General features: G+C 45.1%; 23 protein-coding genes. 18 read left to right on the forward strand and 5 right to left on the reverse strand.

Going from position 1 to position 26902, the window contains the following annotated elements:
• Window positions 1-117: 117 nt before the first annotated feature.
• The 3 genes from nlpI (at window position 118) to AB4323_RS11845 (ending at window position 3029) form a co-directional block, all read left to right on the forward strand.
• Entirely contained in the window at window positions 118-1041 is a 924-nt protein-coding gene (gene nlpI / locus AB4323_RS11835; protein WP_017059235.1) for a lipoprotein NlpI, read from the forward strand.
• 153 nt (window positions 1042-1194) lie between these two features.
• Window positions 1195-1602, forward strand: coding sequence for a MarR family winged helix-turn-helix transcriptional regulator (locus AB4323_RS11840; protein ID WP_017056675.1), 408 nt, complete (start codon window positions 1195-1197; stop codon window positions 1600-1602).
• Between the two features lie 89 nt (window positions 1603-1691).
• Window positions 1692-3029: an MATE family efflux transporter gene (locus tag AB4323_RS11845; RefSeq protein WP_372152543.1), complete on the forward strand. Its 1338-nt coding sequence runs from the start codon at window positions 1692-1694 to the stop codon at window positions 3027-3029.
• 85 nt (window positions 3030-3114) lie between these two features.
• On the opposite strand, the gene AB4323_RS11850 is transcribed toward AB4323_RS11845, so the two are convergent.
• From AB4323_RS11850 to AB4323_RS11865, 3 genes are all read right to left on the reverse strand, one after another.
• Complete coding sequence (locus AB4323_RS11850; RefSeq protein WP_017059237.1) at window positions 3115-3993, reverse strand: U32 family peptidase; 879 nt, start codon at window positions 3991-3993, stop codon at window positions 3115-3117.
• 18 nt (window positions 3994-4011) lie between these two features.
• Entirely contained in the window at window positions 4012-5025 is a 1014-nt protein-coding gene (locus AB4323_RS11855; protein WP_408063678.1) for a peptidase U32 family protein, read from the reverse strand.
• Between the two features lie 168 nt (window positions 5026-5193).
• Complete coding sequence (locus tag AB4323_RS11865; protein ID WP_017059239.1) at window positions 5194-7233, reverse strand: bifunctional diguanylate cyclase/phosphodiesterase; 2040 nt, start codon at window positions 7231-7233, stop codon at window positions 5194-5196.
• A gap of 258 nt (window positions 7234-7491) precedes the next feature.
• Here AB4323_RS11865 and AB4323_RS11870 point away from each other — a divergent pair, with 258 nt between their 5' ends.
• The 12 genes from AB4323_RS11870 (at window position 7492) to deoD (ending at window position 18661) form a co-directional block, all read left to right on the forward strand.
• Window positions 7492-8019 carry an SCP2 domain-containing protein gene (locus tag AB4323_RS11870; protein ID WP_029235120.1) on the forward strand — a complete coding sequence of 176 codons (528 nt, stop codon included), beginning with the start codon at window positions 7492-7494 and terminating at the stop codon, window positions 8017-8019.
• On the forward strand, window positions 8003-8506 hold the full coding sequence (locus AB4323_RS11875; protein WP_017059241.1) for a GNAT family N-acetyltransferase: 504 nt from the start codon (window positions 8003-8005) through the stop codon (window positions 8504-8506). The genes AB4323_RS11870 and AB4323_RS11875 overlap by 17 nt, the downstream gene beginning before the upstream one ends.
• A 214-nt stretch (window positions 8507-8720) precedes the next feature.
• Window positions 8721-9119, forward strand: a complete 399-nt coding sequence (locus AB4323_RS11880; RefSeq protein WP_372152545.1) for a DNA polymerase III subunit psi — start codon at window positions 8721-8723, stop codon at window positions 9117-9119.
• Window positions 9112-9567, forward strand: a complete 456-nt coding sequence (gene rimI, locus AB4323_RS11885; RefSeq protein WP_017063281.1) for a ribosomal protein S18-alanine N-acetyltransferase — start codon at window positions 9112-9114, stop codon at window positions 9565-9567. The genes AB4323_RS11880 and rimI overlap by 8 nt, the downstream gene beginning before the upstream one ends.
• Before the next feature lie 172 nt (window positions 9568-9739).
• Window positions 9740-11320: a peptide chain release factor 3 gene (prfC, locus tag AB4323_RS11890; RefSeq protein ID WP_017059244.1), complete on the forward strand. Its 1581-nt coding sequence runs from the start codon at window positions 9740-9742 to the stop codon at window positions 11318-11320.
• Between the two features lie 105 nt (window positions 11321-11425).
• The gene (locus AB4323_RS11895) at window positions 11426-11581 is read left to right on the forward strand and encodes a DUF5363 family protein (protein ID WP_157938685.1); all 156 of its coding nucleotides are present in this window, start codon (window positions 11426-11428) and stop codon (window positions 11579-11581) included.
• Complete coding sequence (locus AB4323_RS11900; RefSeq protein ID WP_102319908.1) at window positions 11562-12374, forward strand: TatD family hydrolase; 813 nt, start codon at window positions 11562-11564, stop codon at window positions 12372-12374. The genes AB4323_RS11895 and AB4323_RS11900 overlap by 20 nt, the downstream gene beginning before the upstream one ends.
• Before the next feature lie 204 nt (window positions 12375-12578).
• Window positions 12579-13841 (forward strand): NupC/NupG family nucleoside CNT transporter, encoded by a 1263-nt coding sequence (locus AB4323_RS11905; RefSeq protein WP_017058833.1) that lies wholly within the window; start codon window positions 12579-12581, stop codon window positions 13839-13841.
• Between the two features lie 522 nt (window positions 13842-14363).
• Complete coding sequence (gene deoC, locus AB4323_RS11910) at window positions 14364-15140, forward strand: deoxyribose-phosphate aldolase (RefSeq protein WP_010436196.1); 777 nt, start codon at window positions 14364-14366, stop codon at window positions 15138-15140.
• 110 nt (window positions 15141-15250) lie between these two features.
• On the forward strand, window positions 15251-16579 hold the full coding sequence (gene deoA, locus AB4323_RS11915) for a thymidine phosphorylase (RefSeq protein WP_029405256.1): 1329 nt from the start codon (window positions 15251-15253) through the stop codon (window positions 16577-16579).
• 76 nt (window positions 16580-16655) lie between these two features.
• Window positions 16656-17876 carry a phosphopentomutase gene (locus AB4323_RS11920; protein ID WP_372116589.1) on the forward strand — a complete coding sequence of 407 codons (1221 nt, stop codon included), beginning with the start codon at window positions 16656-16658 and terminating at the stop codon, window positions 17874-17876.
• A gap of 65 nt (window positions 17877-17941) precedes the next feature.
• Window positions 17942-18661 (forward strand): purine-nucleoside phosphorylase, encoded by a 720-nt coding sequence (deoD, locus tag AB4323_RS11925; RefSeq protein ID WP_017063285.1) that lies wholly within the window; start codon window positions 17942-17944, stop codon window positions 18659-18661.
• Between the two features lie 127 nt (window positions 18662-18788).
• Here deoD and AB4323_RS11930 read toward each other — a convergent pair whose 3' ends face one another.
• Window positions 18789-19400: a YtjB family periplasmic protein gene (locus AB4323_RS11930; RefSeq protein WP_076655999.1), complete on the reverse strand. Its 612-nt coding sequence runs from the start codon at window positions 19398-19400 to the stop codon at window positions 18789-18791.
• Between the two features lie 109 nt (window positions 19401-19509).
• Between AB4323_RS11930 and serB the strand changes: the two genes are divergently transcribed.
• Window positions 19510-20490: a phosphoserine phosphatase gene (gene serB, locus AB4323_RS11935; RefSeq protein WP_017058828.1), complete on the forward strand. Its 981-nt coding sequence runs from the start codon at window positions 19510-19512 to the stop codon at window positions 20488-20490.
• Window positions 20491-20612: 122 nt separating this feature from the next.
• Here serB and AB4323_RS11940 read toward each other — a convergent pair whose 3' ends face one another.
• Window positions 20613-22958 carry a PilZ domain-containing protein gene (locus AB4323_RS11940; RefSeq protein ID WP_171732465.1) on the reverse strand — a complete coding sequence of 782 codons (2346 nt, stop codon included), beginning with the start codon at window positions 22956-22958 and terminating at the stop codon, window positions 20613-20615.
• Window positions 22959-23119: 161 nt separating this feature from the next.
• On the opposite strand from AB4323_RS11940, the gene radA reads away from it, so the two are divergent.
• Both radA and fusA read left to right on the forward strand, forming a co-directional pair.
• Window positions 23120-24499, forward strand: coding sequence for a DNA repair protein RadA (radA, locus tag AB4323_RS11945; protein WP_017063288.1), 1380 nt, complete (start codon window positions 23120-23122; stop codon window positions 24497-24499).
• Window positions 24500-24733: 234 nt separating this feature from the next.
• The gene (fusA, locus tag AB4323_RS11950) at window positions 24734-26821 is read left to right on the forward strand and encodes an elongation factor G (protein WP_017058825.1); all 2088 of its coding nucleotides are present in this window, start codon (window positions 24734-24736) and stop codon (window positions 26819-26821) included.
• The last annotated feature ends 81 nt before the right edge of the window (window positions 26822-26902 follow it).

Raw genomic sequence — 26902 nt, forward strand, 5'->3', positions numbered from 1 at the left:
TGTGTCGATGGTGATATCGCTTTTTAGTGATTTCTAACCTATCGTCAACAAAGCATGTTATAAAGGGGAGCATATCGCTCCCCTTTTTTATTGCGGTCATAACAGGAGTAATTATTTGTGAAATGGTTTCAAACCGCGAGTATGTGTTTACTGCTTGTACTAACAGGTTGTGCGACAACATCAGATAACACCTCAAGTTGGGTTTATCCACCGATGGCTGTGCCACTGCAACCAAGCGTTCAGCAAGAAGTTCAAATTGCACGTCTTAGTCAGTTATTACAGCGCCCAGATTTGAACGATGAAGTTCGAGCTAAGATGCTGTTTGAACGTGGTAACTACTACGACAGTGTTGGCCTGCGTGATCTCGCGCGTCTCGACTTCAACCAATCTCTTTCATTGAACCCTGCTCAACCTGATATCTTCAATCTTTTGGGTGTTTACTTTACGCAGGTAGGGGAGTTTGATGCGGCTTATGAATCTTTTGATTCTACGTTAGAGCTTGATCCTGCAAACTCTTACGCAGAAAGGAACCGCTCTATCGCGCTTTACTATGGCGAGCGTTACGACTTAGCCAATGAAGAGATGATGAAGCACTATGCCGACGATCCTAGCGATCCGTTTCGCGCTCTGTGGTTGTACATCATTCAGCATGAGCTGACGCCAGAGCAGGCTAAGCTTGATTTGCAAAAACGTTACGAGAGCCGTGATGAGCAGTGGGGTTGGGTATTAGTCGCGATTATGCTTGATGACATTACTGAAGAGCAGGCTTTCAAGGCGATCTTAACCGGTACTCGTGACAACACGTTACTTGCGCAGCGTCTAACAGAGACGTACTTCTACCTTGCTAAGCGTTACCATATGAATGGTGATTACGCGAATGCTATCTCTTTGTACAAGTTAGCGGTTTCTTTTAACGTGTATGAATACGTAGAACATCGTTACTCTTTCTTAGAGTTAAGCCGTATCTTCACCACACTTAAAGCTGAGCACTTAGCGCAAGTTAAGCTGGCTGAGGCCGAAGAAGAAGCCAACGCTAAGTAAGCAACACATTTTGATTCCGAAAAGCCGCTGTCTGTCAGCGGTTTTTTTATGCTCCTTTTTTATGATCTTCATCTCGTTTTGATTGCTTTTTATTTAAATAACACTAAAATAGTTAGCCTTGCTAACTAAATGCTATTCTTTGATTAGGTGAGTATGCTGAACCAGAATTTAGAAAAGATTGAGCGCTTCGCCTCTAAGATATGGCGCACTCAGGTAAATGAAGATCCTATTTGCCAATTGAGCTTCAATGAATATGACTATTTGAAGGTCATTCAAGCCTCTCCTGAACCGATCCGATTGACAGATCTGGCGATTGAAATGCAAGTAACCAAGCCTTCAGCAACTACTATGGTTCAAAGGTTAGAGAGAAAAGGTCTCGTTGAGCGTAAAGCTTCGCTCGAAGATGCGAGGTCTAAGTTGGTCGTACTGACCAGCAAAGCGGAAGTCGGCTTGGAAGAAGAAAGTAAGATCTATCAGGTCATGGCACAGATACTGGAAAGCCGTTTGTCTGAGCAAGAATCTCAGCAGTTAAACCTATTATTAAATAAAGCTTTAAAGTAAATAATTTAGATATTTAGTTAGCCTTGTTAACTAATTTTTCGAGTCATATCTTGTTGATATGCGACTCACAAATGAAAGTAGAGTAAGAAATGAGTAACTCAATTAGTCGTCAATTTTGGCGATACACAATCCCTACCGTGGCGGCCATGTTGGTTAATGGCCTGTACCAAGTGGTGGATGGCATCTTCATTGGCCGCTATGTGGGGGCTGATGGACTTGCAGGTATCAATGTTGCGTGGCCTGTGATTGGTTCGATTCTTGGTATTGGTATGTTGGTGGGTGTGGGCACAGGTGCGCTTGTCTCGATTCGCCAAGGTGAAAAAGATACTCAAGGCGCTAAGCAGATCTTAGCAACGGGCTTAACCTTGTTGTTAGCGATAACGCCTATTGTCTCTGCATTGCTGTTCTTGTTTGCTGATAACTTCTTGCTTTGGCAGGGCGCTGAAGGGCGAGTGTATGAACTTGGTCTGCAGTACTTACACATTCTGATTGGTGCTAGTGTCTTCACGCTAGGTTCGATCGCGATGCCGTTTCTACTGCGTAACGATGACAGTCCGAACTTAGCGACGATACTGATGATCGTTGGTGCGGTGATTAATATCGTGCTCGATTACCTGTTTATCGCTCTCTATGGCTGGGAGTTGATGGGTGCAGCATTAGCAACAGCGATTGCCCAGTTTGTAGTAACGGCTCTCGGCTTGGCTTACTTCTTCTCGCGTCGAGCAAACCTACGTTTACGTTGGAATGAGTTGAGATTGAAGCTGGATGTGATTCCACAAATCTTCGCCATTGGTACATCAAGCTTCTTTATGTACGCTTATGGTTCGATGATGGTGGCGTTGCACAATGCGTTGTTCTCTCAATATGGCGACCAGTTGATGATCGGTGCTTACGCGATTTTGGGCTACATCGTGACGGTTTATTATCTCACGGCTGAAGGTATCGCCAACGGCATGCAACCATTGGTGAGCTACAACCATGGTGCGCGTAACCAAGCAAACATCCGCAAGCTACTTAAGATTGCGATGATGAGTTCGGTATTGATTGGTGTGGCGTTCGTGCTGCTTCTCAATGCGTTCCCACGTGAGTTTGTATCAGTATTTAACTCAGACGAACCTCAGTTGGTTGAGTACACCGTGTTGGGTATTCGCCTTCACATGTTTGCACTGGCGCTGGATGGCTTCTTGGTAGTCGCAGCTGCTTACTATCAAGCGGTGAACAAGGGCAGCAAGGCGATGTTTGTGACTATAGGTAATATGCTTATCCAACTACCGTTCTTGTACATTATGCCTAAGTTGTATGGTGTGCCGGGGATCTGGATTGCGTACCCACTGTCTAACATCGCGCTAAGTGTGGTGGTGATGGTGATGCTCTACAAAGATATAAAGAAGCTCGATGCCTCACCGATGGAAACAGCGACGGCATAGGCCGTGTTTCTTAAGTCGCATTAAAAAGGTCTAGCGAACGCTAGACCTTTTTTGTATCTGTTGCTGGTTAGTCCAATGCGAGGAACTAGATGTTCTTAACGTCTAAACCTGCAAGCTGATGCCAGTAACCATTACATTGGCGGCTTTCAATCTTCATCGGTTTTTGACCTTGCTCGTTCGCTCTGAAGTTATTGATTTCAGAGAAGGTATCGATGCCGAGTGGGCTTAAACGAACCACATCAACCAAGTCGTGCATATTTGGCAAATCGTTGACTAGGTTGTAGCAGTAGCCTGATTGCGTCTGAATACCGTTAAGGTTGAAGACTGATTGGCCCTCTTGGCTTTCTACTTGTAGCCCTGTTGGGTACTTGATACAGCAGGTTTCGCAATCGTCTTTAGCTTTGTTTTCAGCGCGAGCGGTAAAGCAGCGTGCTGAGTAAGCAAGCGGCAGGTAGCCGTGGCTAAACACTTCAACTTCGAACTTGTTACGAATATTTAGCTCTTCGCACTGGGTCATTACGTTGCTTAGCCATTCGCGAGAAAGCTCAACCGGCATACACCAACGCGTCATACCTTGTTTCAAGAACAGGTTCAGGGTGCGTGCGTTGTAGGTGTTTACTGCCGGGCCAACCACGAAAGGTACTTTGCTTTCGCTGGCCAGTTGAATAGCAGACACATCATTGGCTTCGATCGCAAAGTCACCGTTATCGATGTACTTCTTCATGATGTTGACTTCGCTTGGTGCTTCTAGCAATGCCATGGTGGAAAGTACGACTTGCTTACCTGAAGCCGACAGCTCTTTAGCAATGTCCATCCAGTGTTTCGCTTTCATCTCACGACGCTTTGAACACACCGCTTCACCTAGGTAGATGATATCGGCTGAGCTTGATTTCGCTTGCTCATAGAAGCTTTCAACGTCTTGTTTTGGCCAAAAATAAAGTAGAGGGCCTAATGCGTATTTCATTGAGTTCTCCATTTGGCTCTATTGCCATTTACGGTGATAAGCGCCAAGCGTGGTTTGTGTACCTTCAGATACATTCGCCAGTGTCGCATTCCAAGCTTGTTCCACTTGGTATTGTTCTGGGTTCACTAAGTAGCGATCGATAGCTGCACGCCACGTACGAGTGACTTGTTCAACATAAGCCGGGCTGCGTTGGCGACCTTCAATCTTCACTGAGGCAACGTTCGCCGCGAAAAGCTCAGGCAACATGGATAGCGTGTTGAGGCTGGTTGGCTCTTCAAGTGCGTGATAGCGCTTACGTTCACCATCGATATCTGCTTCAAAGCGGCCTTTACACAGCGTTGGGTAACCTGCGTTTTCACCTGCTTCATATTTATCGATAAGGATTTCGTTCAAGCGAGATTCGAGGCCAGTTTCTGTTTCTTGCCAGCGAACGTATTTCGCCGGAGAACAAGCACCAACAGTATTTGGTGATTCGCCTGTCATGTATGAAGAGAGGTAGCAACGGCCTTCTGCCATGATGCACAAGCTACCAAAAGCGAATACTTCAAGGTCAACGTCAGAAGTGATGTTACGAGAAAGCTGTTTGACCTGATGAATCGACAACACACGCGGTAGTACGACACGCTTAACGTTGAAGTTTTTATGGTAGAAGTCGATAGCCGCCGCATTGGTCGCAGATGCTTGCACTGATAGGTGCAGTTCGAGATCTGGATACTTATTTGCTGCGTACTCAAGCACCGCGATGTCTGCGATGATCAGCGCATCAACACCCAGAGCAGCGGCGTTGTCTACGGCATTAGTCCAACGGTCGAAGCCATTTGGGTGAGCAAACGTATTTAGGGCAACATGAATTTTCTTGTTGTGGTCATGCACATACTGCACAGCACGATCGAGCTTTTTACCCGCAAAGTTTAGGCCTGCAAAGTGTCGGGCATTGGTATCGTCTTTGAATCCGATATAGACAGCATCCGCACCACAATCAATAGCGGTTTTCAAAGCAGGTAAGTTACCCGCTGGGCATAAGAGTTCCATTTGCTCACTACCAGTAGAATTAAGTTGAAGCGAGCATTTTATGAAGAATTGTGAATGACGGAATTGATGTAAGGCAGGTTTAGATGGATAAATCTGCTTTTACTCCGTTTGAGGTACTGACGAGTGACCGTTTTACATGTTGGCTTGGTTTAAATATGAGGTACTTGATTAGTTCTTATGACGGCGGTTTTGGGCAAACAACTCTTCGACATCTTGTTTTGGTTGCGGACGGTAGAAGTGGAAGCCTTGAATCGAACTACAGTTGAGGTTCGATAGCAGAGTTGCTTGCTCACTGGTTTCGACACCTTCAGCAACCACGGTCAAATCGAGAGATTTACCTAGGTTGATGATGTTTTCAATTACGGTGATTTGCTTTGGTAGGGTATCGATATCAGAGATGAAAGCACGGTCTATCTTAAGCTCATCAATTGGGAAGCGAGCAAGGTAAGACAGTGAAGAGTAACCTGTACCAAAATCATCAATGGAGAGAGCAAAGCCAAGTTTCTTGATGGCGTTAAGCATTTGGAGTGTGTGTTCACTATCACTCATCACCGCACTTTCCGTTAGCTCGAACGTAATCGCACTTGGATCAAGCTCGGTCGAACGCAGTAGCTTTTCCATGTAATCAATCAGTTTCGGGTTACCAAACTGTTCTGGTGAAAGGTTGATAGCCACTCGACCTGGAAGGATACCTTGCATCTTCCAGCGCTTAACCGTAGCAAATACTTCACGCATTACCACTCGGCCAAGTTGTTCAATAAGCCCTGCTCGTTCCGCCACAGGAATGAACGCGGCCGGACTGATATAACCTTCGACAGGATGCTTCCAACGTACCAGAGCTTCAGCGCCGTTGATGGTGAAATCACGGGCATTCACTTTCGGTTGATACCAAACCTCAAGTCCATTTTGTTGCAGTGCTTTTTGGAGCTCTATCTCAAGCCACAGTCGCATACGCGCTTCTTTATTCATCTGTTCGTTGAACTTGATCAGACGATTACGACCACGATCTTTCGCTTCATACATTGCTGTGTCTGCATTTTGCAGCAAGATACGAGCATCAGTACCATCTTGAGGAAAGCTCACACTACCAATAGAGCAGGCTAAGCGCTTGCTAAAGTGGTGAAGATCGAAGGGTTGATTGATCAGGGAAATGATCTTTTCAGCGAGCATTTCAGGTGTTCGCTGATGTTCAGGTTCTGGAAGGATAATACCAAACTCATCCCCGCCTAAATGTCCAATCACGGCCTTACGAGGCAGTAAGCGTTTAAGACGCGAAGCGACCTCTTTAATCACCTTGTCACCGATGTGATGACCAAGTGAGTCATTGATATTTTTAAAGTTATCAATGTCTAAGTAGAGCATCACCACCGGCGTATCGTTGTGAATGAACTGCTCAAGACGCTTAGTAAACCCAACTCGATTGTAGAGTTTGGTCAGTGCATCTATGTAGGCATCTTCACTGTTTGCTGGTGTGTATTGTTTTGCGGTTTCTTGTGCGTCTTGAATAAGCACCAGCTGAGTGTTGCTTCCAAGAACGGTGGTGGAGTCGATGTTGAGCTGGACCTTACGTTCAAAGCCGCATCGCGCACCCGTTAAGCAAACCAAACCAGACTCAGAAATAATAGAGCTGAGGTTATTATTGAAGACTGTTTTGGTTTGTTCATCGATAAATAGGCGTCCCAGCTGTTCGCCAATTAACTCTGTGGTTGAGTTAAAGCCAAGCAGGCGCGCTGCCGCTGGGTTGGATGACAAGATATAGTCACTTTCAACGAGCAGTAATCCGTCAGGGAGTAGTTGAGATAGTTTGTGGAATTTGGCTTCGGATTCTTCTAAAGAACGGACAAGTACTTGGTTTTCTGATGTGTCGAAGGCGTGAAAGACGATGTAGTCGGTTTTGTTGCCATTGGTAAGCGGAGATAGGCTGAAATGAAGGCTGGTATCGAGGTCTGTTTCGTTGAGGGTGACTTCGGCCTCAATCGTTTCGCCACTGAATGCACGCTCATAGTAAGGCTTGAGATGTTGGTAGAACTGTTCGCCCAATGTTTGGCGATCATTCATGCCTGCAAGCTCTGTTTGACTCAAACCAGCAATATCGCAGTAACGCTCATTCACCATAAAATAGTTATGTTGAGCATCAAGTACTGCAAAAAAGAACGGACTATTTGCAGTTAGCTGGGTAAACCAATGTTGTAGTTGTTGGGGAGGCATCAAAGTACTACCAATTCTCCAAGAGCTTGAATATTCACTATCGATAAATATTTATTACTTTTTGTGTGGCTATCGATATTTACCTGTGAGTGCAGCGATCCGCTGTAATTCTCATTACCTGAGTTACTATAACTGTGATTTTCAGGATATTAAAGGTCGAGTATCAAACAGAAGTTAATTTGATACATAACAGTAACTGAGATCTCAACATCATCTATGATGCATTCCATATTATTGACAAAGTTACGGATAAGTCACGTGATAAACAAGATTCGCACTCAACTAGTTCAAAATGCCGCATCAATTTTGCGATCTCCAGTCCAGTTATTGCCTAAAACAGTACAAAAAAGAGCCTTATTGGAGGCGCTTAAGAATGTATTCAAGGAAGCTTTAGAGGACGGTGACTTTGAGTTTTTAGAAGACAAATGGCTGAAAGTCTCAATAAAAGACATGGGGTTAAGTTGGTGTATTAGCTACAAAAATGAGCAACTGGTTGTAGCTGATAAAGAGGTGGTTGAAGATGTAAGCTTTAGCGGCAATCTTAACGATCTTGTGTTGATTGCGGGGCGTAAAGAAGACCCAGATACGCTTTTCTTCCAACGTAGACTGTCTATTGAAGGCGATACCGAGCTCGGTTTAGAAGTTAAAAACTTGATGGATAGCGTAGATTTGGACTTATTGCCGACTCCTATGAAAACTTTGTTAAATCAATTAGCTGATTTTGTGCAGAAGGGAGTACAATCCCCAGATACACAAAGTGAGGTAATGAATGCTTATTCGAACTGAAGCACCGGCAGATATACTTGTCATTGATCGTTTATTGAAATCTGTTTTTGAAACAGATGCAGAAGCTAACTTGGTTATGAGCTTGCGTGAGAATAGCCATTTAACGCTATCGCTGGTGGCTTGTTCTGATGAAGGCGAGGTGGTTGGTCACCTGATGTTTAGCCCAATTACCCTTAAAGGTGACGATCACAACTGGCAGGGGCTTGCACCACTTGCTGTGAAAGAAGAGTTCCGCAACCAAGGCATTGCTAAATCACTGGTTGAAGATGCTTTCTCTACTTTGGTTGATTTTGGTTACCCAGCCTGTGTCGTGCTTGGTGATCCTGCCTATTACGGTCGCTTTGGTTTCAAGGCTGCGAGTGAATTTGGTTTGAGCTGCACTTGGGATGTACCTGAAGGAGCTTTCCAAGCTATCGAGTTAGTTGAAGGTGCGCTTGCAGGGCATTCTGGTGAGATTGCTTACAGTCCTGAGTTCAACGACTTATAAGCTGATTTATCACGCAACAAGATACAAACTGATTTAGTCTAAATAAAGGAGCTTGATGCTCCTTTATTTTTTGTTAGTATCAGCCCTGCTCTAATAAGCGCTCTTTCAATAGAGGCAGCTTTCACAAAACTAGTTCTAACAAACTTCTGGTTTCAATAAACTTTGGCTCCAATAAACTTTGGCTCCAATAAACTTAAGGTTACTACAGCTAGATATGTCACAAACACACGCGCAATACCTACATGAGATGGGCATTAGCCAATGGGAACTAAGTCACCCAGAGCATTTAGCAGGTTATGAATCTGAATTGACTCCGCTCTCGAGCGATTGCAAGTTACTGTTGGTTTCGCCTGAAAAACCTCAGGAAGATCTCGCCGTGATGTTTGAGCGAGTACTCAAAAGTATCAAGCTCGACTTATCTCAGGCTTTACACCTTCAACCGCAACACTTGTCTACTGTGGATTTAGGTTCGGTTGAGTGGATATGGTTTGCTGGTTGTGAGTCGGCTCAAGAGCTGAAGGCTAAAACACTTCAATCGCCATTACTGTCTGACATTAACGGTAACAACCAACACCGCCGCGACTTATGGCAACAAATTTGTGCTTATGACTAATCAATTTTTACCGACTTCACAACAACACCTAGACGCCATTTGGAAGATAGAGCAGGCCGCGCATTCTCACCCTTGGTCTGAAAATATGATCCGAGATCTTGATAGCCGAGGCGCTTGTCATCATGTCCTTGAAGTTGATGGACAAGTGGTGGGCTATTTCTTCGCGCAAAACATCGTTGGCGAAGTCACATTGCTTAATATCGCGGTAGACCCAAGCCAGCAAGGCAAAGGGTATGGAAAAGCGTTAACGGAACATTTCCTTGATATGTGTGAGCAAGCTGACGCGGAAAGTGCTTGGCTGGAAGTTCGCGAAAGTAATGTGAACGCGTTTAATCTTTACGAAAAGGCAGGCTTCAACGAAGTTGATCGCCGTCGTAATTACTATCCAACTAAACAAGGCAACGAAGATGCCATCATTATGAGCTATCTTTTTATGTCTTTTAGCTAGTCATGTTACGTCTTTTCGCTAACTAGATAGCTAATCACAAAATTAGCCAAAAAATAGGGTGTAAACTGACCCTTTAGAAAGTGATACGCTTTCTGTATAATCCGCACACAGAATTCAAGGGCAAGTATTATCTACTTGCCCTTTTTACGCTTTAGATCAGCAAAGGGCGACTATGTCTTTCCAACAAGAAGTGAGCAAACGTAGAACGTTTGCGATTATCTCTCACCCGGATGCGGGTAAAACCACGATTACTGAAAAAGTTCTTTTATTCGGAAACGCGATTCAAAAAGCGGGTACCGTAAAAGGCCGTGGCTCTAACCAGCACGCTAAATCTGACTGGATGGAGATGGAAAAAGAACGTGGTATCTCGGTAACTACGTCGGTAATGCAATTCCCATACAATGATTGCCTAGTAAACCTACTCGATACTCCAGGACACGAAGATTTCTCGGAAGATACGTACCGTACGCTAACAGCGGTTGATTCTTGTTTGATGGTTATCGATGCTGCTAAAGGTGTCGAAGACCGTACTCGTAAGCTGATGGAAGTAACACGTCTTCGTGATACTCCAATCGTAACGTTTATGAACAAACTTGACCGTGATGTTCGTGACCCGATGGAAGTGCTTGATGAAGTGGAAAGCGAGCTAGGTATGGCCTGTGCTCCAATCTCATGGCCAATCGGTTGTGGTAAAGAGTTTAAAGGTGTTTACCATATTCACCGTGACGAAACGATCTTGTACGAATCTGGCCACGGTCATGAGATTCAAGAAGTTCGCATCATTAAAGGTTTGGACAACCCTGAGCTAGATGAAGCGGTAGGTGCTGATCTTGCGGAAAGCGTACGTGAAGAACTAGAGCTTGTTATTGGTGCTTGTCCGGAGTTTGATCACGAACTGTTCCTTGCTGGTGAGCTAACGCCGGTTTACTTCGGTACTGCATTGGGTAACTTTGGTGTGGACCACATGCTTGATGGTCTAACGAAGTGGGCTCCTGCACCTCAAACGCGCCAAGCGAATGAGCGTGATGTAGAAGCGACAGAAGAGAAATTCTCTGGTTTCGTCTTCAAGATCCAAGCAAACATGGACCCTAAACACCGTGACCGTATCGCATTCATGCGTATCGTTTCGGGTACTTACAACCAAGGTATGAAGATGAACCATGTTCGTACAGGCAAGAGTGTAAGTATCTCTGATGCGGTAACCTTTATGGCGGGTGACCGTGCACGTGCTGAAAAAGCATACGCGGGTGATATTATCGGTCTACATAACCACGGTACTATCCAGATTGGTGATACCTTTACTCAAGGTGAGAGCCTTAAGTTCGCTGGTATTCCTAACTTCGCACCTGAGCTATTCCGTCGTATCCGTCTACGCGATCCACTGAAGCAGAAGCAACTTCTAAAAGGATTAGTTCAGCTTTCAGAAGAGGGCGCAGTACAAGTATTCCGTCCTATGCAGAACAACGATCTGATCGTTGGTGCGGTTGGTGTACTTCAGTTCGACGTGGTTGTAGCGCGCTTGAAAGCGGAATACAACGTAGAAGCTATCTACGAAGGTGTTAACGTTGCAACAGCTCGCTGGGTTGAGTGTGACGACGCTAAGAAACTGGAAGAGTTCAAACGTAAGAACCAATCTAACCTAGCGCTAGATGGCGGTGACAACCTGTCTTACATCGCACCAACTATGGTGAACTTGAACCTAGCTTCTGAACGTTTCCCTGAAGTTCAATTCCGAGCGACGCGCGAGCACTAATTTCTCCGCGATCTATTAGAGTTAAACAAAAACGTCTATTGTTCTGCAATAGGCGTTTTTTAATGCGTTTTATTTGAGGTTTAAAGGCTGAGGTTAGAGGCAGTTATGTTGGGTTGGATAAAAACTTGGGTTAAAAGATACGATAAGTGGTGTGAAGAGCTTGGGTTAACGCCTGAGAACAAGCGCAGTTGTGTTGCTTATCGCCGTGATCCTCAAGGGAAACAAACAGAGAGTAGGGAAGATGACACAGCAAATAAGTGACTTTCCGCTGTTTGATACTCATTGCCACGCGGATTTTGAGGCGTTTGAGCAAGGTTTTACACCTGATCAAACTATTGATGGCTATCTTAAAGAAGCGAAACAAGCGCAAGTCGAGAAGTTAATCATCCCTTCTATCGGCCAACGTAACTGGAGGAAGCTCGATGAAATCGCTCAATCTCACCCCAATATTTACTATGCATTAGGCTTCCATCCTTACTTTTTAGAACCGGCCAATGACGAACAATTTTCGGAACTTCGCCAATTACTCGCTTCAAAAAACAGCCAATGTGTCGCGATAGGTGAGTGCGGGCTCGACTTTTTTGTGGACGTTGAACGAGAGAAACAAGAGCGCTTTTTCATCCAACAAATGGAGCTTGCGAAGGAGTTTGACCTGCCTTTAATCATCCATGAGAGGAAGTCTTACAACCGACTTATCGAGCTAATAAAGCAGCATAAGTTCACCTTAGGTGGTGTGATTCACGGTTTTTCTGGGAGTGAACAGCAAGCTTTGGCGTGGATCAAGCTCGGTTTCTATATTGGCGTCGGTGGAACGATAACTTACCCAAGAGCGCAAAAAACACGCACAACCATCGCAAAATTGCCCCTTGAATGTCTGGTATTGGAAACGGATGCTCCGGACATGCCCATGTATGGAAACCAAGGAAATGTTAATCATTCCAAATATTTAGTTACGATCTTAAATGAACTTTTTTTGCTTAGAAAAGAGCCAAAGCAATCGATTGCAGCGCAAATTTGGCAAAATAGCCATCGCGCATTCGGTATATGTGAATAAAATCGAAGGTTTTTGTTTATCGTTTGCGTAAATTGCACTGAGCTTGTGATTTGGGTCACATTTGCGTGTGAATGGTACATGAATCTTCTACGAAAGTGTGAGGACGGCATTACTTTATTAGTGGTCGCATGAGTATAATTGCCTCCGCTTTATAGCCCCATTTTGTAACACGCCAATAAATAACTAATAAGGAAGTCATAAACTATGAGCCTGTTTATGAGCCTAGTCGGAATGGTTGCACTGATCGCAATCGCAGTACTACTATCTGACAACCGCAAAGCTATTAATCTAAGAACAGTGGGTGGCGCTTTCGCTATCCAATTCGCACTTGGTGCATTCGTACTTTACATCCCTTGGGGTCGTGATCTACTTGCAGGTTTCTCTGCTGGTGTAGCAAACGTGATCGACTACGGTAAAGACGGTACTGGTTTCCTATTCGGCAGCCTAGTTAACTTTTCAGTTGACGGTATCGGTTTCATCTTTGCTTTCCAAGTACTACCAACTCTGATTTTCTTCTCTGCACTTATCTCTGTACTTTACTACATTGGTGTTATGCAAATTGTAATCAAAGTTCTTGGTGGTGGTCTTCAGAAAGCTCTAGGTACTTCTCGCGCCGAGTCTATGTCTGCAGCAGCAAACATCTTCGTTGGTCAAACTGAAGCACCTCTAGTTGTTCGTCCATTTGTTCCTAAAATGACTAACTCTGAACTATTCGCAGTAATGTGTGGTGGTTTGGCTTCTGTAGCTGGTGGTGTACTAGCAGGTTACGCATCTATGGGTGTACCTCTAGAGTACCTAGTTGCAGCATCATTCATGGCAGCACCTGGTGGTCTACTATTCGCTAAAATCATCAAGCCTGAAACAGATACGCCAGACGACAACATCGCTGACGAAATGGACGGTGGCGATGACAAACCAGCTAACGTTATCGACGCAGCAGCAGGTGGCGCATCAGTTGGTCTACAACTAGCACTTAACGTTGGTGCAATGCTACTAGCATTCATCGGTCTAATTGCTCTAATCAACGGTATCCTAGGTGGCATCGGTGGTTGGTTCGGTATGGAAAACCTAACTCTAGAACTTCTTCTAGGTTGGATCTTCGCACCGCTAGCATTCATCATTGGTGTTCCATGGGAAGAAGCAACTATCGCTGGTTCTTTCATTGGTCAGAAGACAGTTGTTAACGAATTCGTTGCATACCTAAACTTCGTACCATACGTTGGTGAAAACGCTCAAGTTGTTGCAGCAACTGGTCAAGTGATGTCTGAGAAGACTCAAGCTATCATCGCATTCGCACTATGTGGTTTCGCAAACCTTTCTTCAATTGCGATTCTTCTAGGTGGTCTAGGTGGTATTGCACCAAGCCGTCGCCACGACATCGCACGTATGGGTGTTAAAGCGGTAATTGCTGGTACTCTATCTAACCTGATGGCAGCAACAATTGCTGGCTTCTTCCTGTCTTTCTAATTAGTTAGAAATCGATATATAGACGCCATAATAATATCGCCCCGTAGCAAGAAATTGCTGCGGGGCTTTTTTGTTTTTAGGTCTAGTGATTCTTTGAGATGAGCATAAGCATCAGCTTGAAGTCGATAATGGGTCTAGAATGTTTTTTTGAGATACAAACCGTTTGCGTTCTAAGGAGCACTACAATTTATTGATGGATACCTATAATGTATAAGCTAAAGGGATAGGATGTCTCTGTTGGCAAGAAAGTAACCTCGAAATCAACTCGAACGTTATTCTTCTGGGATTAAGCCAAAATTAGCGATACGCTATAGATGTTAGACACAACATGACTGATTTGTTGTGCCATAGACCAAACTGGTACTGTGCGGTGACAAGGATTGCAATTGGTAGCGAAAGTTATCAAGTCTTCAGGGAACCAAGTCCGTTCATTTGTGGCTACTGAGCATTACTAAAATATCCATCTATACTGGATGGAGGGCGAAGTAGTTAACTATTTGAATATATTGATCGGAGATAGAAATGAGCGATTTAAAAGCAGCAGCTCTACGTGCACTTAAACTTATGGACCTAACTACGCTAAATGACGATGACACTACAGAAAAAGTAGTGGCGCTTTGTCATGACGCGAAGACTGCAGTAGGCAACACCGCTGCAATCTGTATTTACCCTCGCTTTATCCCAGCAGCTAAGAAAGCGTTGCGTGAGCAAGGTACTCCAGAAGTACGCATTGCGACTGTAACTAACTTCCCTCATGGTAATGACGACATCGAAATTGCTGTTGCAGAAACAAAAGCAGCGGTAGCGTACGGCGCAGACGAAGTTGACGTAGTATTCCCATACCGTGCTCTTATTGCTGGCAACGAAGAAGTTGGCTTTGAGCTAGTTAAACAGTGTAAAGCAGCTTGTGGTGACATCACGCTTAAAGTGATCATCGAAACAGGTGAACTGAAAGAAGAAGCACTGATCAAGAAAGCTTCTCAAATCTGTATCGAAGCAGGTGCAGACTTCATCAAAACTTCAACAGGTAAAGTGCCAGTAAACGCGACTCCAGAGTACGCGCGCATGATGCTTGAAGTTATTCGTGACATGGGCGTTGCTAAAACAGTTGGTTTCAAACCAGCTGGTGGCGTACGTACTGCTGAAGATGCAGCACTATACCTAGCAATGGCTGATGAGCTATTAGGCGCTGAGTGGGCAGACAACATGCACTACCGTTTTGGTGCTTCAAGCCTACTAACTAACCTTCTTAATACATTAGAAGTGACAGACCAGACTGCTGATCCAGCAGCATACTAATATCCCAATCGGGTGTAACAAGATTTAGTCTGTTTGATGGAGTGGCGTTAAGTCACTCCACATTACCTCTTTCCCTACAAACCATACTCACTAGAGTTTGGGAGGCACTAATGTATCTACCTCAAGAAATTATTCGCAGAAAACGTGACGGTGAAGTCCTAACAGCTGAAGAGATTAACTTCTTCATTCAAGGCGTAGCTAAGAACACGGTTTCTGAAGGCCAAATTGCAGCATTCGCAATGGCTATCTTCTTTAATGAAATGACAATGCCAGAGCGTATCGCACTAACGTGTGCAATGCGTGACTCAGGCATGGTGATTGACTGGAGCCACATGAACTTTGATGGCCCAATCGTTGATAAACACTCTACTGGTGGTGTTGGTGACGTAACTTCTCTGATGCTTGGCCCTATGGTGGCAGCATGTGGCGGTTTCGTTCCAATGATCTCTGGTCGTGGTTTAGGCCACACTGGCGGTACGCTAGACAAGCTTGAATCTATCCCTGGCTACAACATTACACCAACCAATGATGTGTTCGGTGCAGTAACGAAAGATGCTGGTGTAGCGATCATCGGTCAAACAGGCGATCTAGCACCTGCTGATAAGCGTGTTTACGCGACTCGCGATATCACAGCAACAGTCGATAATATCTCGCTAATCACGGCTTCAATCCTATCTAAGAAACTGGCCGCTGGCCTTGATTCTCTAGTTATGGACGTAAAAGTAGGTTCAGGCGCATTCATGCCGACTTATGAAGCATCTGAAGAGCTAGCGAAGTCTATCGTTGCAGTAGCAAACGGTGCGGGTACGAAAACAACAGCAATCCTAACGGACATGAACCAAGTACTGGCTTCTTCAGCGGGTAACGCAGTAGAAGTTCGTGAAGCGGTTCAATTCTTAACAGGCGAATACCGTAATCCACGCTTGTTAGAGATCACGCTAGCATCGTGTGCTGAAATGTTGGTGCTGGGTAACCTAGCTAAAGATTCAGACGAAGCGCGCGAAAAACTGATGGCAGTACTGGATAACGGTAAAGCAGCAGAGTGCTTTGGTAAGATGGTAGCGGGTCTTGGTGGTCCAGCTGATTTCGTAACGAACTACGATAACTACCTAGAAAAAGCAGACATTATTAAGCCAGTGTACGCGCTAGAAAGCGGTGTGGTATCAGCAATGGATACTCGTGCAATTGGTATGGCTGTGGTTGGTATGGGCGGTGGTCGTCGCGTAGCAACTGACAGCATTGATTACGCCGTCGGTTTTGATCACTTCATTCGCCTAGGTGAAGTAGCAAGTGAAGATAAGCCATTAGCAATGATTCATGCTCGCAACGAACAACAGTGGCAAGAAGCTGCAACAGCATTACAAAATGCAATCACTGTGGGCGGAGAATATACAGCAACGCCAGATGTTTACCGTCAGATTCGTTCTGAAGACGTGTAAATAACAGGTATCGGTATACCTCGTGTATACCGATAAACAGAGTTCTGGTGCAAAGAGCAATAAGTTGGTGAAGAAAATGAAAAGAGCATTTATTTTAGTTTTAGATTCATTCGGTATCGGTGAAACAGCGGATGCTGACACATTCGGCGATGTAGGTTCGGATACAATGGGTCACATTGCTGACCATTGTGATCAAGGCCTTGCAGACAACGCGGATCGTAAAGGTCCACTAACGCTGCCAAACCTGTCTAAGCTAGGTTTAGCGATGGCTCACAAAGAGTCGACAGGTCGCTTTGCTCCTGGTATGGACGCAGACGCTGAGATCATTGGCGCTTACGGTCACGCTGCTGAGCTGTCTTCTGGTAAAGACACGCCATCAGGTCACTGGGAAATCGCAGGTGTTCCTGTACTGTTTGACTGGGGCTACTTCACCGACAAAGAGAACAGCTTCCCAAAAGAACTGACTGACCGCATCCTTGAGCGTGCAGGCCTGTCTGGTTTCTTGGGTAACTGCCACTCATCTGGTACGGAAATCCTAGATAACCTAGGTGAAGAGCATATGAAGACTGGCTTGCCTATCTTCTATACTTCTGCAGATTCTGTTTTCCAGATCGCTTGTCACGAAGAGACATTCGGCCTGCAAAACCTATTAGACCTTTGTCAGATTGCTCGTGAAGAGCTAGAAGACTACAACATTGGTCGTGTTATCGCTCGTCCGTTCATTGGCCCAGGTAAAGGTCAATTCGAACGTACTGGTAACCGTCGTGATCTTTCTGTTGAGCCACCTGCAGCCACCATTCTTCAGAAGTTGGTTGATGAGAAGGGCGGTAACGTTCACTCAATCGGCAAGATCTCTGATATCTACGCGGGTTGTGGCATCACTCAGAAAACCAAAGCAACAGGTATTCCTGCGCTATTTGAAGCAACCAAAGAAGCGATCAATGAAGCAGGCGACAACACTATCGTGTTCACTAACTTCGTTGATTTCGACTCAGCTTACGGCCACCGCCGTGATGTTGCTGGTTATGCAGCGGCACTTGAGTACTTCGATGGTCGCATCAATGAAATCATCGATATGATGAAAGAAGATGATGTGCTTATCCTAACGGCTGACCACGGTTGTGATCCGACATGGCCAGGTACAGACCATACTCGTGAGCACATCCCTGTGATTGTTTACGGTCAGAAGGTTCCAGCCGGTTCTTTAGGCCGTCGCGATACGTTCGCTGATATCGGTCAAAGCTTAGCGTCATACTTTGGTACATCGCCAATGGGACACGGTACAAGCTTTCTATAATAGTTAACGAAGAGAGAGGGAAACCTCTCTCTTCTTTTTTTGTTTTGAGATTAAGGATATTTTCAATGGCTACTCCACATATTAATGCTGAAATGGGTGATTTCGCTGACGTAGTTTTAATGCCAGGTGACCCGCTACGTGCTAAATACATCGCTGAAACCTTCTTAGAAGAAGTGGTTCAAGTGTGCGACGTTCGCAACATGTTTGGTTACACCGGTACTTACAAAGGTCGTAAGGTTTCGGTAATGGGACACGGTATGGGCATTCCATCTTGTTCTATTTACGCGACTGAGCTGATCAAAGACTTTGGTGTGAAGAAGATCATTCGTGTAGGTAGTTGTGGTGCAGTGAGCGAAGATATCAAAGTGCGTGATGTGGTGATCGGCATGGGCGCATGTACTGACTCTAAAGTGAACCGTATTCGCTTTAAAGATCATGACTTTGCGGCGATTGCGGATTACAAAATGGTGCGCGCGGCAGAAGATGCAGCCAAAGCTCTCGGTGTCGGCGTAAAAGTCGGTAACCTGTTCTCGGCTGAGCTGTTCTACACGCCAGATCCAGAGATGTTCGAAGTAATGGACAAATACGGCATTGTTGGCGTAGAGATGGAAGCGGCTGGCATCTATGGTGTATGTGCTGAATACGGCGCAAAAGCTCTAACGATCTGTACTGTTTCTGACCACATCAAGACTGGTGAGCAAACGACATCAGATGAACGTCAAACGACTTTCAACGACATGATGGTTATCGCACTAGACTCAGTGTTGCTTGGTGACCAAGAATAATCTTGATTTGTCTTAGCTTGATAAGTTAACAGATAACAAAAAGCCCCGTTGCTGCCTGAGCGTCGGGGCTTTTTATTGGATTGCTGTACTTATTCTGAGTCTAGTATTTATTGTCAGCCTAGTGTGTTTATGAGCTTACATTTTTCAATAGTAAGTTCTCACCAGACTTAGTTGGTCTTCTGCGAATCAGCATGATGAACAACACGCCACTCACAAACCCCATCAACACCATACCGATCATGTAGCGATCACTTTTGCGGTAGTGGTGATCAGAAATCGCCGTCATCTTACCGGTTTCAAAAGTCACTCGAATAAAGCCGATGATCGTTTTCTCTGGAGAATAAATAGGTTCAACTAACTGTTGTCTGCCGATACTTGCTGTTGAAAGTGGTGTATCTAAGCCAAGAACCTCACGTACCGAGAGGGCTTTTTCGCTCGAAGCCAGTCGAATACCCTCTGCATCATAGATGGTGGTATCGAACACCAGTCGGTCTTGAGATAGCTGGTTAGTCAGATCAAGCAATCGCTCTTGGTCTTGTTGCGTGATCATCTTGCTGGCTGAAAGTGATGCCTGAGAGATAAGCAGCTTGGTAAGAGTTTCCAACTGTTTTGCTTGGATCTTCTCGTTACCTTTACTGATCACGACCGTATTTTTAATCGTTACAACGAACATGGTAGCCAACAAAATGAGGGCTAGCATTCGTAAAGCGTTACGTATTGAGAACAATGATTCATTCATGTTTCACGAAGCCTGAAATAAACAAATGTTATGATTAAGACATATTGAGACTTGCGTTTTCAAATTGCAATAGGTTAACGTTTAGCATAGTTAATTAGGAATCATACACATGGACGCTCAGAAATATCTGCCGATAAAAAGGCATACGACATTATTAACTCGACTCCCCGAGACTCGTTTCGCTTCTCAACTCGCTAAATCCAAGGCCAATTGGATTGTGTTTGGTGAGTACCTATCTCCACAATCTTTCGATGACATCGACTTTTTCACTGGCACTTACAACACCATCCTCGATACGTGGAAGGTTGGGCATTATGAAGTGGCTTTGATGTCAGGCAATCTAACGCCAGCACACGAAGAAATCCTCCAAGCGCTAAAGCTTGATTATGCTTGCCTTAGCGAGGTCCCAGACTTATCTAAGCCAGGTTTGATCGTGATGGATATGGATTCCACAGCGATTCAAATTGAATGCATCGATGAGATTGCCAAGCTAGCTGGAGTGGGAGAGTTAGTCTCTGAAATCACAGAACGAGCAATGCAAGGCGAGCTCGACTTTGAACAGAGCCTACGCCAGCGAGTAGGAGCACTGAAAGGTGCGGATGAATCGATATTAGAGCAAGTGCGTCAGTCATTGCCATTCATGCCAGACTTGGTCGGGCTGGTGAATACTCTAAATAAGCTTGGCTGGAAAACGGCGATTGCATCAGGCGGTTTTACTTACTTCTCTGACTACCTGAAAGATACCCTTGATCTAGACCATGCTCAATCAAACACGCTTGAGATCGTCAACGGTAAGTTGACGGGTGAAGTCTTAGGCGATGTTGTTTCGGCGCAGACCAAAGCGGATATCTTGGTAGAGTTGGCTGAAGAGTACGAATTGGAACTACATAATACCGTTGCCGTTGGTGATGGTGCCAATGACTTGGTGATGATGGGCTCTGCAGGTTTAGGCATTGCCTACCACGCAAAACCAAAAGTAGAGCAGCAAGCTCAAACTGCTGTTCGTTACGCAGGTTTAGGCGGTGTGCTGTGTATCTTGTCGGGTGTATTGGCTAAGCAACAGAAGATCAGCTGGCAAGCGAAACCTTAGGGGCTCTACCTAAGTGCTATTGGCTATGTATCTTATTTAGCAATAGTGGCTCAGACACAAAAAAAGCAGGCTATCAGCCTGCTTTTTCAATTTTCATGCTTAAGTTAATACGCCACTCGAGGCTAGCGTGTTAGCTCCAATCGAATCAGCACTTCATCGGTAATGTCCTCTATCTCGCCATAACCGATAAACGCCGTCACCTCATTCTCTAGCTTCTTAGCTTGATGCATACTGATGCGTGAAAGCTCTTCTAAATCCGACTGGAATAAACTCGTTAGCGGATTAAAGATAGGTGCCGTGGTGACTCGCAATACATACACATCACCTAAGTGCTGCGCTTTCTTGATGAATAAGATGCGTTCCTTTGCTGAGGCGAAGTCTTTGACCAACTTGGTGTGTACCGACTGGATTTTGTCGCCAAACTTCACTGCAGCAATGTACACGTCATGATGCTTAGGCTCCGCACCTTCAATTCTTTTTAGTGGCTCAGCCAACAGTGAGTTGGTGTGACCCTTGAAGATTGGCTCGAGTGAGAACTTTTGGTTGTGACCAAGTTTAGCAAGTAACGTTAGATGCTTATTCAGTGGGAAATTCACACCAATGATCTTACAGCGCAGCGTTGAACTTGGCTTATCAATGAATATTGGGTTACTGACCATCTTGCTCAACAAAATGTTGTGCAGTGATTCGAGTAGCGAATGTGTTGGCAGTATCTCTTGTTTCTTAATCAGCTTACTTTGGTTTTGATCGATAAGCCCATTAAGGAAAGCGATGGTACGCATTGTCTTGGCGTTCTCGGCAATAACCAACTGCACGTTGCGACCATTCGGACTCACTCGAATTACGTGGTAAGGCACTGTGCTCAGTGGCAGGTTCTTGTCATAGAGCTGCAGTTCATTGAAGTTCACTAATACCGGATCATTAATCTTGAGTACCATTGGGTGTTCAAGGCTAATGCTCAGTCCACGTTTCGAGATATCTAAGGTGTGTCCGTTCGCCGCTGCGCCATCTTGTGATGTAAGTTGCAACGGTGACTTAAATTGGTATCTCGGCTCTTTACGACGGGTCTGAGAGTCAAAGTAAATGCTTTGAATATTGCCGATGACAGTACGCGGGTGACGGAAGCGGTTCAATTCACTGCTTGGAATGCGTGGCTTTTCACTCAAAAGATAGTCAGCAGCACTTTCGTGATCGCCAATCTCTTGCAAGATTCCGCAATGCGTCAGTTGAGCTGAGCTTTGAGCTAGAGTCTCCGAGTGCTTAGCTAATGCTTGTCGTTCTGTGTCTGACAGTTCGAAAACCGAGAACTTGAACGCCTTCCAACTTTTACGTTTACCACCGATGTGCCAGAACAGCTGTCTTTGTTCACGAGAGGCTTCAGGCAGCATCATTGAATAGAACAAGGTCTTGTTTTGGTGTTCATGGGTAAAAGAGTAGATAACGTTACTGGTTCCCTTCACTCCTGGTTTCGCCAGCAGGTTCATACGTTGCTCGTTGAACAGGGTGCCCAGTGCTTGTTGATTTCGCTCGTCGTGCCAATATTGCCATAACGGATGGTTGTTATCCGTCAGTAGGGCAAGCTTTAGTTCGCTGCCGCTGAAAAACAGGGGTAGGTTACAAGTATGCTTTAGATAGGTATGTTCGATTCCTCGAGTACGAGTTCGAATAATCCTATCTTGATTCTCATGGCTGGTTTTCTTACTGGTGCTATTTAAAGACTCATCGAGTAAGCGAGCCACAATATTGTTGTCGCTTACCTTGATGGTTCTTAGAAATTTGACCGCGTTGTTCTCATAAGATTCGTCGATACCCAAAACACGAAATTCAACCGCTTGGTTAACATCGTTTTCTTGGGACTTTTCGATAAGCTCTGAGAACTTAACGCTGATGATCTCGCCGAGGTTGTATCGAAAGGCGCTCGGTACTTTGAACTTTGCACCCGACGGGGAGATATCAACCGTTACACCATGTAGGCTTTGCCCTTTCGATGTGGTGATCTCGACCTGCGAGCTAATCTTGAGTCTGTTCTCTTGGCGTTTTAAGTCGTAACCTAGGTTAATAGCTTCCGCTTCGTACGGGCTATTGGCGCTAGTAATGTCGTGGTTACCTTGAGAAGATGTTTTAACAACGCTCAGAGGCTGAGTTCGCGGAGTCATTACTAACTCCCATGCGCCTTCTGTGTAACCTTTAAACTTTTTCGTACCACGTTGATATGCGTTTAAAGCGATATCATCGAGCCAGTGCTTACGGCCATCGAGAGTGAACTGACGACACTCATTATCAATACGCCCGCGTAAATCAATGCTCTTTGTACACGGAGCCATGATACGATTCAGTTCCATTTTAACGAGCAGCTTCAGAGACGGCGATTCCCCTTCTGTCATTTGAGAAAGAAGGAATTCGAAATCTTCGGCGTGGTAAGCCGGGATTAAACGTTCTGCTACAGATAGAATTTCAGATTGCTGCATACTTTTCTTGTTAGAATGGACGGTGCGTTTATGTTATCGACTAGTTTAAATCGATCTTTAAGTATAAGTGGTATGACTGCAACTTTTATTTTCATCCGTACGGTCAAATAAGTCACAAATTGACAACATCATTGTGTAATTGAGTAAATTATTGAGGTTTTATGGCGAAGGCAAAGCGAGCTTATGTGTGTAATGACTGTGGTGCCGATTTTCCACGTTGGCAGGGGCAGTGCAATGCATGTGGTGCTTGGAACACGATTACAGAAGTTAGGTTAGCCGCTTCACCTCAGGTCGCACGTAATGAACGATTGAGTGGTTATGCGGGCGGTGCAACTGAATCTTCGGTTCAAACGCTGTCAGAAATCGATCTGCAAGAAGTCCCACGTTTTAGCAGTGGCTTTAAAGAGCTAGACCGCGTACTTGGTGGTGGTGTCGTACCGGGTGCTGCGATCCTGATTGGTGGTAACCCGGGTGCCGGTAAATCAACGCTGCTATTACAAACCATGTGTCAGCTTTCTTCTCAATTACCGACTCTCTATGTAACCGGGGAAGAATCTCTGCAACAAGTCGCGATGCGTGCGTCTCGACTTGGATTGCCAAAAGAGCACCTAAAGATGCTCTCAGAAACGAACGTGGATAAGATTTGTCAGGTTGCAGAGAAAGAACAACCTAAGATCATGGTTATCGACTCGATCCAAGTTATGCACGTTGCGGATGTTCAATCTTCTCCGGGCAGTGTTGCACAGGTTCGTGAATCGGCAACCGCATTAACGCGCTACGCAAAACAGAATAACGTTGCTGTGTTCTTAGTTGGACACGTAACTAAAGACGGCACCTTAGCAGGGCCAAAAGTACTTGAGCACATTATTGACTGTTCTGTTTTATTAGATGGCGGAACCGATAGCCGTTTTAGAACGCTACGCAGCCACAAAAACCGTTTTGGTGCAGTGAATGAACTGGGTGTGTTTGCGATGACAGGCCAAGGGCTAAAAGAAGTCAGCAACCCATCCGCTATCTTCTTGTCTCGTGGTGAAGAAGAAACCTCGGGCAGTTCTGTCATGGTGGTGTGGGAAGGGACGCGTCCACTTCTTGTCGAAATCCAAGCGCTGGTGGATTATTCACAGCTGGCTAACCCACGTCGCGTCGCTGTCGGCCTAGAGCAAAACAGGCTTTCTTTGTTATTAGCGGTGCTGCATAAACACGGCGGCTTACAAATGGCTGACCAAGATGTGTTTGTGAATGTCGTCGGTGGTGTTAAAGTAACCGAAACCAGTGCTGATCTTGCGTTGGTGATGGCTCTACTTTCTAGTTTCAGAGACCGCGCATTACCAAAAGATGTGGTGGTATTTGGAGAAGTAGGCCTAGCGGGTGAGATTCGACCTGTACCGAGCGGACAAGAGCGTTTAAATGAAGCATTTAAACACGGCTTTAAGAAAGCGATTGTACCGGCGGCTAACATGCCTAAAGGTGGCATTCCAGGAATGCAGATCCACGGTGTGAAAAAATTATCGGAAGCAATTAATGCTTTTGATGAGTTGTAATTGAACTCACTTCAGCTACTCTATACAGCAGCAATTCAGCCTAACCTTAACGCCGATTAGGCTTTAGGTTAGCACTATAATTAACAATCATTTAGATTGTTACTACTGAGTGCCTTTTTCTATATGTTAGAAAAAGGCAAAGTTTTTTAGTCCCAAATGCATGCAAAGCTATCAGTCTTCACAGATTGTGATATACTCTGCGCGCATTTTATATCCTATTAACAGAGTAAGACAATGGCAGATTTATCGAAATACAGAAACATTGGTATTTTCGCGCACGTTGATGCGGGTAAAACAACTACCACTGAGCGTATCCTTAAGCTAACTGGTCAAATCCACAAGACTGGTGAAGTACATGATGGCGAATCAACGACTGACTTCATGGAACAGGAAGCTGAGCGCGGTATTACTATCCAATCAGCAGCTGTAAGCTGTTTTTGGAACGATCACCGTCTAAACGTTATCGATACTCCTGGACACGTTGACTTCACAGTTGAAGTATACCGTTCTCTTAAAGTTCTTGATGGCGGTATCGGTGTATTCTGTGGTTCTGGTGGTGTTGAACCTCAATCAGAAACTAACTGGCGCTACGCTAACGAATCAGAAGTATCTCGTCTGATCTTCGTTAACAAACTAGACCGTATGGGTGCAGACTTCTACAACGTTGTTGACCAAGTTAAAAACGTTCTAGGTGCAACTCCTCTAGTAATGGTTCTACCAATCGGCCGTGAAGACGAGTTCGTTGGTGTTGTAGACCTACTAAGCCGTAAAGCATACGTTTGGGATGACACTGGTCTTCCTGAAAACTACGAAATCAAAGATGTTCCAGCGGACATGGTTGATGACGTTGAGCAATACCGTGAAGAGCTAATCGAAACTGCTGTAGAGCAAGACGATGACCTAATGGAAGCTTACATGGAAGGTGAAGAGCCTTCTATTGAAGACGTTAAGCGTTGTATCCGTAAAGGTACTCGTGATATCGCATTCTTCCCAACGTTCTGTGGTTCTGCGTTCAAGAACAAAGGTATGCAACTTATCCTTGATGCTGTAGTAGATTACCTACCAGCACCAACTGAAGTTGACCCTCAGCCTCTAATGGATGAGAACGGTGAAGAAACTGGCGAACACGCTATCGTTTCTACAGATGAGACTTTCAAAGCGCTTGCATTCAAAATCATGGATGACCGCTTCGGTGCTCTAACTTTCGTTCGTATTTACTCTGGTAAACTGAACAAAGGTGACACGATTCTTAACTCATTCACTGGCAAGACTGAACGTGTTGGCCGTATGGTTGAGATGCAAGCTGATGACCGTAACGAACTAACTAGCGCACAAGCTGGTGACATCATTGCGATCGTTGGTATGAAGAACGTGCAAACTGGTCACACTCTATGTGATCCTAAGCACCAAGTAACGCTTGAGCCAATGGTATTCCCAACTCCAGTAATCTCAATCGCTGTATCTCCAAAAGATAAAGGCGGTTCTGAGAAAATGGGTATCGCTATCGGTAAAATGGTTGCAGAAGATCCATCTTTCCAAGTTGAGACTGACGAAGAGACTGGCGAAACTATCCTGAAAGGTATGGGTGAACTTCACCTAGACATCAAGGTAGATATCCTTAAGCGTACATACGGCGTTGACCTAACTGTAGGTGCTCCTCAAGTTGCTTACCGTGAAACTATCACTCAAGCAATTGAAGATAGCTACACGCACAAGAAGCAATCTGGTGGTTCTGGTCAATTCGGTAAGATCGATTACCGTATCAAACCAGGCGAAGCAGGTTCTGGCTTCAAGTTCAACTCTGTAGTTGTGGGCGGTAACGTTCCTAAAGAATTCTGGCCTGCAGTTGAGAAAGGCTTCGCATCTATGATGGAAAACGGCGTACTAGCTGGCTTCCCAACTCTAGACGTTGAAGTTGAACTTTTCGATGGTGGTTTCCACGCAGTCGATTCATCTGCTATCGCATTTGAAATCGCAGCGAAAGGCGCATTCCGTCAATCTATGCCTAAAGCTGGCGCGCAACTTCTTGAGCCAATCATGAACGTTGACGTGTTCACTCCAGACGATCACGTTGGTGATGTTATCGGTGACCTTAACCGTCGTCGTGGCATGATCAAAGATCAACAAGCTGGCGTTACTGGTGTTCGTATTAAAGCTGACGTACCTCTTTCTGAGATGTTCGGCTACATCGGTCACCTACGTACTATCACTTCTGGTCGTGGCCAATTCTCTATGGAATTCGCACAATACGCACCATGTCCAACTAACGTTGCTGACGAAGTGATTGCAAAAGTTAAAGCAGAAAAAGAAGCTGGTAAGTAATTAGCCCTTTTCTCAATTAGCTAAAAAAGCCCCGCAAGTGAAAGCTTGCGGGGCTTTTTATTGGTTCATCGCGGATTAGCG

The sequence above is a fragment of the Vibrio sp. 10N.261.52.C11 genome, assembly GCF_041471405.1.
GTDB lineage: Bacteria > Pseudomonadota > Gammaproteobacteria > Enterobacterales > Vibrionaceae > Vibrio > Vibrio crassostreae_C.

Bases quoted from the DNA above. Each gene is read 5' to 3' on its own strand.
- AB4323_RS11840 (WP_017056675.1), top strand. From the start codon at position 1,195: ATGCTGAACCAGAATTTAGAAAAGATTGAGCGCTTCGCCTCTAAGATA.
- AB4323_RS11845 (WP_372152543.1), top strand. From the start codon at position 1,692: ATGAGTAACTCAATTAGTCGTCAATTTTGGCGATACACAATCCCTACC.
- AB4323_RS11850 (WP_017059237.1), bottom strand. From the start codon at position 3,993: ATGAAATACGCATTAGGCCCTCTACTTTATTTTTGGCCAAAACAAGAC.
- AB4323_RS11855 (WP_408063678.1), bottom strand. From the start codon at position 5,025: ATGGAACTCTTATGCCCAGCGGGTAACTTACCTGCTTTGAAAACCGCT.
- AB4323_RS11865 (WP_017059239.1), bottom strand. From the start codon at position 7,233: ATGCCTCCCCAACAACTACAACATTGGTTTACCCAGCTAACTGCAAAT.
- AB4323_RS11875 (WP_017059241.1), top strand. From the start codon at position 8,003: ATGCTTATTCGAACTGAAGCACCGGCAGATATACTTGTCATTGATCGT.
- AB4323_RS11880 (WP_372152545.1), top strand. From the start codon at position 8,721: ATGTCACAAACACACGCGCAATACCTACATGAGATGGGCATTAGCCAA.
- rimI (WP_017063281.1), top strand. From the start codon at position 9,112: ATGACTAATCAATTTTTACCGACTTCACAACAACACCTAGACGCCATT.
- prfC (WP_017059244.1), top strand. From the start codon at position 9,740: ATGTCTTTCCAACAAGAAGTGAGCAAACGTAGAACGTTTGCGATTATC.
- AB4323_RS11895 (WP_157938685.1), top strand. From the start codon at position 11,426: ATGTTGGGTTGGATAAAAACTTGGGTTAAAAGATACGATAAGTGGTGT.
- AB4323_RS11900 (WP_102319908.1), top strand. From the start codon at position 11,562: ATGACACAGCAAATAAGTGACTTTCCGCTGTTTGATACTCATTGCCAC.
- AB4323_RS11905 (WP_017058833.1), top strand. From the start codon at position 12,579: ATGAGCCTGTTTATGAGCCTAGTCGGAATGGTTGCACTGATCGCAATC.
- deoC (WP_010436196.1), top strand. From the start codon at position 14,364: ATGAGCGATTTAAAAGCAGCAGCTCTACGTGCACTTAAACTTATGGAC.
- deoA (WP_029405256.1), top strand. From the start codon at position 15,251: ATGTATCTACCTCAAGAAATTATTCGCAGAAAACGTGACGGTGAAGTC.
- AB4323_RS11920 (WP_372116589.1), top strand. From the start codon at position 16,656: ATGAAAAGAGCATTTATTTTAGTTTTAGATTCATTCGGTATCGGTGAA.
- deoD (WP_017063285.1), top strand. From the start codon at position 17,942: ATGGCTACTCCACATATTAATGCTGAAATGGGTGATTTCGCTGACGTA.
- AB4323_RS11930 (WP_076655999.1), bottom strand. From the start codon at position 19,400: ATGAATGAATCATTGTTCTCAATACGTAACGCTTTACGAATGCTAGCC.
- serB (WP_017058828.1), top strand. From the start codon at position 19,510: ATGGACGCTCAGAAATATCTGCCGATAAAAAGGCATACGACATTATTA.
- AB4323_RS11940 (WP_171732465.1), bottom strand. From the start codon at position 22,958: ATGCAGCAATCTGAAATTCTATCTGTAGCAGAACGTTTAATCCCGGCT.
- radA (WP_017063288.1), top strand. From the start codon at position 23,120: ATGGCGAAGGCAAAGCGAGCTTATGTGTGTAATGACTGTGGTGCCGAT.
- fusA (WP_017058825.1), top strand. From the start codon at position 24,734: ATGGCAGATTTATCGAAATACAGAAACATTGGTATTTTCGCGCACGTT.